At 48.6% G+C, this 10812-nt stretch carries 8 protein-coding genes and 3 pseudogenes; 7 read left to right on the top strand and 4 right to left on the bottom strand.

Features of this window, described 5'->3' with window-relative positions; all coding sequences use genetic code 11:
- Positions 1-2: 2 nt before the first annotated feature.
- The 4 genes and pseudogenes from ACODSV_RS30495 to ACODSV_RS30510 form a co-directional block, all read left to right on the top strand.
- Positions 3-257, top strand: a pseudogene (locus ACODSV_RS30495) (lysis protein); the annotation flags it as partial.
- A gap of 149 nt (positions 258-406) precedes the next feature.
- Positions 407-1201, top strand: coding sequence for a DNA adenine methylase (locus ACODSV_RS30500; RefSeq protein ID WP_150095578.1), 795 nt, complete (start codon positions 407-409; stop codon positions 1199-1201).
- A 190-nt stretch (positions 1202-1391) separates the two neighbouring features.
- Positions 1392-2168 (top strand): hypothetical protein, encoded by a 777-nt coding sequence (locus tag ACODSV_RS30505; protein WP_223817846.1) that lies wholly within the window; start codon positions 1392-1394, stop codon positions 2166-2168.
- 467 nt (positions 2169-2635) lie between these two features.
- The gene (locus ACODSV_RS30510) at positions 2636-3976 is read left to right on the top strand and encodes a hypothetical protein (protein WP_150054770.1); all 1341 of its coding nucleotides are present in this window, start codon (positions 2636-2638) and stop codon (positions 3974-3976) included.
- 276 nt (positions 3977-4252) lie between these two features.
- Here the strand turns inward: ACODSV_RS30510 and ACODSV_RS30515 are convergent, their stop codons facing one another.
- Positions 4253-5377, bottom strand: a complete 1125-nt coding sequence (locus ACODSV_RS30515; RefSeq protein WP_150054771.1) for a DUF3800 domain-containing protein — start codon at positions 5375-5377, stop codon at positions 4253-4255.
- Positions 5378-6031: 654 nt separating this feature from the next.
- On the opposite strand from ACODSV_RS30515, the gene ACODSV_RS30520 reads away from it, so the two are divergent.
- The 3 genes and pseudogenes from ACODSV_RS30520 to ACODSV_RS30530 form a co-directional block, all read left to right on the top strand.
- Positions 6032-6943, top strand: a complete 912-nt coding sequence (locus ACODSV_RS30520) for a hypothetical protein (RefSeq protein WP_150054772.1) — start codon at positions 6032-6034, stop codon at positions 6941-6943.
- A gap of 8 nt (positions 6944-6951) precedes the next feature.
- Positions 6952-7524: a hypothetical protein gene (locus ACODSV_RS30525; RefSeq protein ID WP_150054773.1), complete on the top strand. Its 573-nt coding sequence runs from the start codon at positions 6952-6954 to the stop codon at positions 7522-7524.
- A 218-nt stretch (positions 7525-7742) separates the two neighbouring features.
- Positions 7743-8205, top strand: a pseudogene (locus ACODSV_RS30530) (helix-turn-helix domain-containing protein); the annotation flags it as partial.
- Between the two features lie 440 nt (positions 8206-8645).
- Here the strand turns inward: ACODSV_RS30530 and ACODSV_RS30535 are convergent.
- From ACODSV_RS30535 to ACODSV_RS30545, 3 genes and pseudogenes are all read right to left on the bottom strand, one after another.
- Entirely contained in the window at positions 8646-9512 is an 867-nt protein-coding gene (locus ACODSV_RS30535) for a DUF2806 domain-containing protein (RefSeq protein ID WP_150055748.1), read from the bottom strand.
- Positions 9513-9561: 49 nt separating this feature from the next.
- On the bottom strand, positions 9562-9765 hold the full coding sequence (locus ACODSV_RS30540; RefSeq protein WP_150055747.1) for a hypothetical protein: 204 nt from the start codon (positions 9763-9765) through the stop codon (positions 9562-9564).
- Positions 9766-10310: 545 nt separating this feature from the next.
- A pseudogene (locus tag ACODSV_RS30545) lies at positions 10311-10757 on the bottom strand (site-specific integrase); the annotation flags it as partial.
- Positions 10758-10812 lie beyond the last annotated feature (55 nt).

The raw sequence follows: 10812 nt of genomic DNA on the forward strand, positions 1-10812 counted from the left end.
AGCAAGCTCGTCTGCGTGATCGCCTGGCTACTGCTGATCTGCGGCTGTCAGTCGTCCTCGCCGCCACCGACGCCACCCGCAACTGCTCAGTGCCAGCCACCACCGCCACCGGCCGCGTGGTTCATGGCCCCACAAGAGCCCAACTTGACCCAGCGCATGCTCAACGAATTATCGGAGTCACCGATGCAGGCGACCAAGGATTGATCGCCCTGCGGGCCTGTCAGGCCTACGCAAAAGAAGTCTCTACATCGAAGTAAAAGGAGCGGCCGGGCAGGATGCGTCAACATCCAGCTCGGCCACCTTCCCCGCAGAATGTCCCTGCAAGTCCAGCCAAGGCTCCTGCTTCGTGCACAAAGCGGAGCGAGCCTAGCACTGTTTATCCATACAGCAAAGGTCTTGCTTTTATATGTCTACACCCATCATCCCTTGGATGGGCGGCAAACGCCGCCTGGCCGACCGCCTTATCCCGCTCTTCCCACCCCACGAATGCTATGTCGAGGTCTTTGCCGGCGGCGCAGCGCTCTACTTCAAGCGTCCCCAGGCCGCGCCGGTTGAAGTCCTCAACGACATCAACGGCGACCTGGTGACGCTGTACCGCGTCGTGCAGAACCATCTGGAAGAATTCGTCCGCCAGTTCAAATGGGCGCTCAGTTCTCGGCAGGTGTTCGAGTGGCAGAAGATGACCCGCCCTGAAACCCTCACCGACATACAGCGCGCCGCGCGTTTCTTCTACCTGCAGCACCATGCCTTTGCCGGCAAGGTGACGGGGCAGACGTTTGGTACCGCGACTACCGGCCCGGCGATCAACCTGCTGCGGATCGAGGAAAATCTCTCTGCCGCTTGGCAGCGTCTGTCCGGCACCTATGTTGAAAACCTGCCTTGGTTGGATTGCGCCGAACGTTATGACCGTGCCCACACCTTTCATTACATGGATCCACCTTACTGGCAGACAGCAGGCTATGGTGTGGATTTTCCCTTTGAGAATTACGAGCGGATGGCCGACTTTATGCGGCGCTGCAAAGGCAAGGTGATGGTGAGCATCAACGATCACCCTGACATTCGCTGTGTGTTCGACGGCTTCCACTTTGAAACCTTGGATATCCGCTACACCACCACTAATCAGCGACAAGGGAAGGCCGAAGTCAGTGGCGAGCTGGTGATCATGAATTGGGAGCCAGCTGTGTTAGGCGGATTATTTTAAATACAAGCGCGATGGGTTTAGTTAGCGGCTTCTTGTTAGGGGCGGTTGCTATCTACAAAAAATCACCTCAAGTGCGAGCCGATAACTGTTAGAGATGTATTGCCTGAGTACCCTCCATTACAGACAGTGGGTTGCGTTCATAAATGTTTTTTGCTTATAAGAGTCGATAGATCCTGTGCGAGCACTGAAAATGCCAAAAACGTTGGAAGCTGTGTTTTACGAGTGTGAGGGTACTGGTGCGTTCAAGGAGGGTCCGTCAGCGGTATTATCGATATTGAAGAGTCGTTATGGTGACGACTGTGGAGCTGAAGTGCACTGCCTCCAACATTTAAATTCGATTCAGGGATACCGATTTAGACGGGAAGGTAAAACCTCTTTTATTCCAAGAGACAAATTTCCGCCGAAGGGTACTGGACCTTTCCCCTTTGCAAGCTTGCTTGCAAGCAAAGACTTGATTGTTCCTCCTTTGCTGATGCCTAAACATATGGACTTGATTTGCAGAGCAATTAAAGCGGGGCAGTCAAATTCTGATAGTTTAACTGTGGATTTCTGCTTGGCGTCCATTTATACGCCATATGAAATGGGGCGTTATTATGAATCGTTATTCAATAGGATAGAATCCTTTCAGCCTTATATGAGGCATATTGATGAGTGCATAAGATCATATTTGTACGGGCATGTGTCAGTGTCTGTGTCTGGGATGATTTTGGCCGCTGAAGGAATTCTAAGAGAGATCGGGGCGAAACTTGATAGTCGATTTGAAGGTATTACTAGTAAGGATCAATTTTTGAATGTAATAAATAATATTGAGGAAGAGGTTATTAGATTGGCCTATTCGGGTCTTGAAGTTCCATCCTTCATGCGAAAGCGAGAATATCTCCTAGTGTTTGATGAGCGGGTTTCCCTCGTGGATGGCTTCAAGAATTATTTCACTACACGGCTTTATGAAAAAAACGTCCGAGGTTAAAGGGCCTATTGATATGAATAGGCACAGTGTTTTGCATGGCTTAGCCATGGATTTTAATAAGCCGATAAATTTCTATAGGCTGTTTATCATGCTTGTATTCCTTGCGTTTATAAGCTGTCTGCTTGGACACAGTCGGGCATCTTGTTTTGTTGAAGAGACTGAAATATCAAAGAAAAAAAGCAAATGCTACGATCAGCTTGCTGCATTTGGTGCTTTTATAAAAGTAAGGTTTCCCGTTTAGTTGGGTGATGTACGATTCATTCGGGTTGGCTAAATGATTCAAGGTTGGCTACCTCCACCTAAGTCGAGACGCGAGTGAGATTCTCTACATTGAAAATAGTAGAGCGGTTGAGGGGGGGTAACCCTCGTCATCAGCTTGGGAAGCTGAGCGCTAGACTTCAGCGTGGCGTGATGAGAAGCTCAAGATGTGGTAGGTTAAGTCAGGTTGATTTCACGGCGGTCGTTGTATGAAAAAGAAGAAAAGAAAAGCGAAATATCATCCTTTTGAAACACTGCGGCCGACAGGGCTGGATCCTAAGCTAGAGGAATTCGCTTTAAGGCTTTACGATTTTTCGACTAAGGGCTCCGAGTCGATATGGGAAGAGTTACCCCATAACGATGTTAAAACTAATTCCGAATTTAGAAAACGGTTCCTAACTCTATCGCATGCTGGGATGAGTGCTGCCCAGCAGGAAATTATTGAGCTCGTCGATTCAAAAAAAACGCTTAATGGGTCGGAAAAAATACTGATGCACGGCATCGCTGATGCAATGGCCTGGCAATTGATAGGTAATCAACTTTGCTACGCTCGTCGATTTTATAAGAATCATAAACCGGTAGATTTAAAGCAGTCCAATTTTCAGTCGGTTGTTTCAGCGGCTAGCGAAAGGAACCAGCGTGATCCGGGTAGTTTTTCGCTGATTTCGGACCTTACATCATTTGTCCAAGTCGGTGATTTGCTAACGATGGGATCAGGCGGTGGATTGAGTATTGCGGAGGTGAAGGAGGGGCAAAAAAATCATGAGTTAATGCAATTCATGGATTTTTTTTCAAAATCCGGCTGTCCCCGGGCGTTCCAGTTTTTTGCTGAAAAACACGGCGAGTCTGGAATCAAACAGCTTCAGCGAATGCTGCGACAAACTAACCGGATGGGGCATGTAGGTGAGATCCTATCGAAAGGGCATTCGAGGGATCCGGATACAAACCATAACATCTATATTCCAGAGGAAACTGTCTTCATCGGCAGCTGGGCCGAAGAACTTAATGGCGTATTGGACGGTTCAGATTCCAAGGGGTGGGCCTTGGATGTCGTAGAGGACTGCCTTTTTGTAGCCTCTTACGCGGGAAATGCGATGCGAGTAAACGGGCATGGAGCCTTCAATTTGTGGTTTGACAATTTTGGAGGTACTTCGAATTGTCCGCGAGCCACACTTATCGATACGTTGAGACACCCTCTGGCTTTGCCCATATTCAACTGGCATATTTCGGAAAAACACAAATTTGACATTCTGTTCGGTAGGAAGAACGTCTGCGTAGGCCTCAATGTGCCTATGCTGCTAGAGAAGCTTCAGAAAGTTGGTTTGCAGATCCGTGAGGCGACAAATAAAGAATTTAGCCAGGCAGAGCAGCAGGGATTCCCCTTGGCCCGTCATAATGGCAAAGGCTATTTCGTAGGGAACGGGGAGCGAGAAATGCAAATCATGGATGGGATCTTCTTGCGAGTACTGTTCCACTGTCAGCGGCCGGTCAATACCATCCAAGCCATTCTTGAGGCGCCGGATGGGCCTGGCTTTGAACCTGATGTTTAGGGCATTTTTAGGGCAAACATGAGGCCGTTATAGGCCCCCATAGGCTGGCGGTTACTCGCTTAACGCGTGGAAATCCGGACGGGGGGGACGCGTTCGGGTTCGAATCCCTACCTATGCCTCTGAGGTTTCGAGCGACCGCTTACGACCCAAGCTGCCCTCCGTGGAAGTCAGCAGTCGGCCAAAACCGGCCGATCGTAAAGGCTGTGAGATCTGAGTAGTTCAGAGATGTGTGCTGTACTGCCCAGGTCTAAGCAGCCGCGGTCCGCACCGGCGAGCTTAGAGCCCCACCAGATGCTTCTTTCGCTCTGCCTCACTGATTGCCCTTGCCGCCTTCATTTTTTCTTCTTTAGCCTCTGATAGATGTGGCAAGTCCGCAAAAAACTTGGTCCAGCGCTCCGCAATAGCTTCAAGGGAGACCTGATCGGTGTACCCGATGTTGAATTGCTTACCGATAAGATTGGTCAGGGGATCACTAAGAGGCTTGCCTTCAAAGTAACGCTTGAACAGCCAGAGATAGACATCCACCAGTTCCAGACCTACGTTTGTGGATCCTGAAACGCAGGAGATCGAGATGTCGGGGACGTGCGTCAAGTCCATGACAGGCAATCCTGGGCCAACCTCCATTGGGATTTCCCGGGCTTGATGGTAAAAATCAGCGATCCATTTCTGCGCTTTATTGAACTGCGACTGCTGATCTACCACTACACTCAGTGCCTTCCCGCCACCACGTTTCAGTCGTGATGCAATCCCATGGAGTACAGACTGGAATCCAATCAGATTCGGTGATATCTGCAATAAATCTTTCTTGTTGTAAGCGTTGTAATGAATCTCTTCTGGATATTTGATGGCCCAACGGAACGCGTCGTTTATAATTTCCTTCAATCGAAAATCACCGATGTACTCAACTCTTTCAAGCAGAGTTCGCAGCACCTCTACCAGAATTTCATTCGCCTTGCGCTCATCTCTTTCAACCCGAGCATCCCATGAACGTTTGAGGGTTTGCGGGTCGAACAGAGACGCCACTTGCAGTAGCAGGGGATACCGTAAGGGCGTCCAATACGCCGTCCAAGGAACAGCTTTATTCAGTCCTTGATCGAAGACTTGGTCGAAAAAGCTAATGGCTGCATGATCGGCCTTGCTGATACGGTAAATATCAAAACAGATATTATTCTTTCGTTGGATGGTGTCTAACTGACGGCATATCTTCGTGAGTTTATCCACCCCAAGCTCGTTGGCGTGAAGTCGCTCCACTCCCAGCAGGCCTCTCAAACGCTCTACGTGCACCCTAGTATGGACGTTTAGATCTACCGGCGAAGACAATACGCCGTAATACAGGATTGGCTGAGCCTCGTCGAACAGGTTCAGCCCAGTCTGCCCACTCTCGTCTACGTAAAAATGCATTTGTTCGTCCCAATCGCGAAAGTTAGGCAACGATGCCGATGCTCAGGATGCTGAGAAATCTACTCGCTTTTTTGTCGAGTTTTTGTATCGGTCAAGCTCCTCGTCCAGTGCTTTTCTTGAGAGCTCATACAGAAATTTGTAATTTTCTATCAAATGATCACCTGTATCAGGTCGCTTCCCTCTGCTCCTGCCAATGTCGGCTCGAAGCGCAGATGATTTTAGGGCATTTTTAGGGCGTAGCGGATACCGCTTTAGGCCTATATAGGCCTTAACTCAGGTGCTACATACTCTAATTTTGTGGTCTTGAGCGGACTACGGTTGACCATGGTCGGGTTCGAATCCCTATCCATGTAATTGGGTTTCCCAATGACCGCATTCGACCCATTTCGGCCCTTTTTCCAATGCGAATGGAAAAAGAACACTAGTGCTTTGAGCGTTGGGTTTGTAATGAGGAAACACCGGTCCTCGTGGGGGAGGGGGAGTGGGGAGTAAGGAGGCTGCCGGGGTTAAATTTGCGCTTTTGATAGAGCTGGTCTTTGCTTGGCTGCTAAGGATGGCGGTTTGCGATCCTAAAGCGCTCCATGGATGGCGAAGTTGACCACTATGGAGAGACTTCAGCCAGCCTATTGCTGGCTCCACAGAGGGTGGTCACAAATGAAAATAATGAGAACAGCACTCCTATTAGCGATTTTCGGAGTGCTCAGCGCATGCGGCTACAATACGAAAGCTGTAAATGATTTTAATGAAAGCGCAGTTGGTTTAACGAAGAGCTTTTCTGTATTAACGGACAAAAGCATCGAGTGGTGTTACGAAAGTATGCTTTCATCGCAGCTCGGAAGCCCTAAGTATGAATCTCAGGCAAAGATGCAAGACACAATCGATGGGACTTGCAAGAACTTTGCTAAGGATGTGAGGACATCGGAGGCGAGCGCGGTTGTTGTGAATACTTACGCCGCTGCCTTGTCTGCCTTGGTCGGAATCTCACCGCAGTTTATTGAGGATGATGCAAAAAATCTCAAGGATGCTGTTCTCACAATAAAAAAGGCAGATGGAACTCAAAAGCTCAATTCTAATGAGGTAGAGGCTTTTGCGAAATTGACGAATCTGCTTTCGGAAATGATAACGACCGCTGCAATTAAGGATAAAGCTACAGAATTAATGCGTGATAACTCCGCTGCTGTTAATAGGCAGGTCGACATAATGTTGGCGGTGGCAAGAAAGCTAAGCGAAAACACGTCATGGATTGCCGGCACAACGAATGCTGCTTTGATAAATAATTTGGAACAGATTGGTTCACTGCAAAACAATGGTGGAAAGGCTACTAATGAACAGGCCATTCCGTACAGATATTTGGCTTACCTTCTGTCGAAGCAACACCCTAAAAAGGCGGATGTCACAGCGGCGATCACCAAGTTTGAGGAGGCCGGCAGGCTCTTCAAAGTTGCAAACAACGATTTAGAGAAAAAGTTTTCAAAATTATCTAAGGAAGATCAGTTGAAGTCACTAAAGGATCTGAAAGAAAAGATTGATGACCTGCGAGAATCCATTCAAGCTATTCGTACATAGGTGATGCCATGACCACTGATAGTAACGTTAATGAGCTTCTGGAAGCACAGGAAGCCCTTGCGTCCACCGTGCGTGAATACATTACTCAAATTTCCAACCAGCTAAGAACAGAGAAGGAGCAGGCCATACGAGACAAAATCAATGATCAGCTGGCTGAGATGACGCCAATATACATACGGTTGACCGGTAGGGGCATTGCAATTATTGCGGCGTCATCAAAAGATGACGTGGCGAATATTAAGGTGGTAAGCAAGGATGTGCAGAAGTTTATCTATGGCATAAAGCGCATAGAAGAAATGCTGACCGTGGCGACAAGCATCGTGAAATTTGTAGTGGTTTGTCTTGGGGAATCTAAAAACCCGGTCACTATTTTTAAAGCTGGCAAGGATGTATATGAGGCAATAAACGCAGTGATCACCAAGGAAAGCCAAAAGGGCAGCAATGCGGCGATCAATTTGAAAACACTGAAGTCCTTGTTGACCCCTTCGTTGCTCAGCGGGAGAACACCTGTAGACCGAGTAGCTGGTGCGAAAGCGCAACAGAAACCTGCGGTAGCAGGGGCGAAGAAGAAGACAAAATAAACTGACCTGTATAGGATATAGGACCCGAATCCCTGCTTTAGCGGGGATTTTGTTTGTGGTCAGAGTGATCTAGTGTCAGTGGCCTTGAACCTGTTACAGGTGTCTCTTTAACAGCAAAAAAAGGTTCTTCACGAAATCCCGGGAAACACAGAAACAAGAACGCCGATTTGGTTGATGATGTTCGTGCGAGCAAACACATCTAACAAACCGGCGTTCTTATGCGCGATATTAATACTTTCCTTCCTTTTTGGGAGGGCTTTTCTGTCGTCACCATCAAGCCTGATGGCGATGCCCTACAGATCGATCTGACTCCTCACGCCACCCGACTTCCTATCTGTGGTGGCTGCCAAAAACCTGCTCAACAACTCATGAGTATTGCGAGCGAATCATTCGTGATTTGCCCATTCTGGGTCGTGCGCTACGCCTCAACGTTTTGCTCCGGCGGGTTGGCTGCCTTGACTGTGGCAAACGCATGGAGGCAGTCAGTTGGCTGGATCGCTATGCGCGCATGACCCGCCGCTTGGCCGATGCGGTCATTCAGGCTTGCGAACGCCTCCCAACCTTGCACGTGGCCTAACTGTTTGGGTTGCATTGGACACGGTTCGGTTGCTGGAGCATCGCACGTTGCAGGCGGCGTTGAGCGAGCTGCCGAAAGCGCAGCCACGACGTCTGGTGATGGATGCATCAAAAGGTTCGTCACAGTGAAGACAAGGCAGTGAGCTTGGATTCCGTGATCACGACTACAAGTTGTTCTTAGACGTGCATTCCAATGACCGCTTGGCCGATGGCTGCCTGCTGTGCCCGTTGTGTGGAGGGTCTGCTCAGGGCGTGTGTGAAGCGACGGCGAGGATGCTGGTCAGCCAAAATTGGAGCAAAAATCAGTTCCGCAATGAAAGATCTACGTCGCGGAAACAAAGGTCTCTGGCCGTTTTGATACATCACAAATGCGGAAAGGTATTTAATTTAACTTATTGATTTTTAACATATTATTTGTGGATTGCAAATCCGATTACGCGGGTTCCTTTTCGACCGTGGCCTCCCCGTTTAGAAGCCCCGTAGAGTAGCGTCTACGAGGGGCTGAAAGGTGACGGCAAAATTGGCAATGGTGGTCTGCCCGCTATTTACGCTCTGCCGTTATTAGGGAGGGGATAGATGTGCTCCTTGTTACACAATAATTTAATATACTCAGAGTCAGGCTTTCCTCCTGCTATACTTGCCAGTTCCTTGCCGATTTCGGTGAATGTGAATGCCTGCAGAAAAACCGGACTTTCCTTTTCTTTCTTTGATTTGGGCGAGCTATAGAAGTCTTCTGAGAAATATTTAAGGCTGATGTTGCTGCTTTTATCTCTACCTCCATACCATATTTTTTCATTACTAAGCAGGCCTATATTTTTAAGGTGCATTTCAGCATTTGTTGTTAGACCGTTAGAGCGTATGTATTTATAGAAGTCATTACCGAATATCGGAAAAATCCAGTCTTCGCTATTTATCACAAAAGAGAACTCGCATAATTTGGTAAATAGGTTTGCGTCCTCTACACTTAAAGATTTTACGGCCTGAACAGTTCGTGACTTGAATCTCCCCGGCTTTGCAACTTCTCCCGCTAGCAGTTTGGACCAAATTTTCTGCATTTCAGCATTGCCTATATCTTGTCCAAGGTCAAAAAAGTTGACCATCCAGTCTTCATCCACTTCTTTTTTTGCGACTGTTTCTGGCAAGAACTCGACTGCCCCTTTAACTATTGAGTCAATATTGTTCTGGCGCCTGATCTCTCTGTGGTTTACCCGCTGCAGCGCTCTTATTGTTATAGTATCTACTTGCTCTTGCGCCTCAGCCAAAATGAGCATGGCTTTAGCTTCAGCTTTGGCATTTCTGATTTTACCTGCAGGTTCATATAGCGCACCTATCCCTTTAGAGACCGAGTCTATTAGTTTCGTGAGCGGTTCTGAAGCGCCCTTCAAGTCTATAAGTGAAAATCCTTCAGTCATGATGCCTCCTATGCATATTAAAACAAATTAGCAGGTCCATAGCCGAGACTCATGCCCTAAGTCTGGCTAAGCCCTGTTTGATGCGGCCAGCATTATGCCCAAGAGCACCAAGCGCTCCACGAATATTGTTGCCTACCTCTGGCGAAGCACGCTGTTCCACCCACAATGTAAGCTCAATTACTGCCGCTTCAAAGGCGAGCTGATTTTCATAGATCCTTTGCAAAACATCGGATAGTGAGTAATCGGCTGACATGGGGTCGACTCCTATCGATGAAGCCGAAATCATAGCATCGGCAGTGGTGAAAAGGTTTAGTGCAAGATTAGGGCAGATTCGGTGCACAAGGACGCATGAAGGGGTTCGAATCCCTATCGTTGAGTTGGCTTCTCGGCTGACTCTTTGGGCTGAGCGTCCATTTTTGCTGAAAGGCGTCATGATGTATTTCGTAAATTATTGGCAATTCTGTGGTTTTCGTTCATTCGGCAGGACGCCAGGGGAGGGTAAAAACAGTTCCCAAACTCAAAACGCACCCCCTGCAAAATGCGGCCTGTAGCTTGATCGGTTGCCTTGAGTAATGGAACGCCGACGGCTTTCAGGACGTCGGCCCGCTTGAATTTACAAAGCGGTCTTGAAAACCGGCGGACGTTAATAGCGTCTCCAGGGTTCGAATCCCTGGTTTCCCGCCAAGATTCAAACGAAAGCCCCGCATTTGCGGGGCTTTTGTGTTTCTGGCACTTGGCAGCGAGGGGCGGCTCTTCATAGGTGTTCCATAACTATTATGGAAGCGTTCCAGAATTTCTCTATTTTGACGGCTTCGCGGTAGCGCCGATCCTCCTGTAAACCCGCTTGGTAATTTCCTGTTTGCTGTGCCCCAGCAGCAGGCTTGCATCGCCAATATCGACGATTTCCGATGCCGCCTTTGGCCGGATGTCACGAAACTGAAACCCGCCAATCTTCGCGGCGAGCATCGGATCCCCCTGATCGATTGCTTTTTGCTGCGCCTTCTCCCGCTCGGTAAGGCCCCACTCCCTTGCCAGATTGAATACGTGGGAGAGCAGGGCGATTTCACGGTTAGCCCGAACCTTAGCGGTGCGTGCATCGCGGTAGCCCGCAATATTGGCTGGCGTGATCGAGTCGATGGGCGCCCCGTCAAACATGGGGCGCAACTGCTTCAATTCGGCCAGATTGTCTTTCTGGGTGCGTTCGCCTTTCTTTGGTATGACATCGCGCTCGTACCGATCAAAGATTGTAGTGGTCTAATGAAACCGGACACTCATTTAGGCGAGAATGCTCGCCATATCG

This window comes from Pseudomonas sp. FG86 (genome assembly GCF_057808775.1).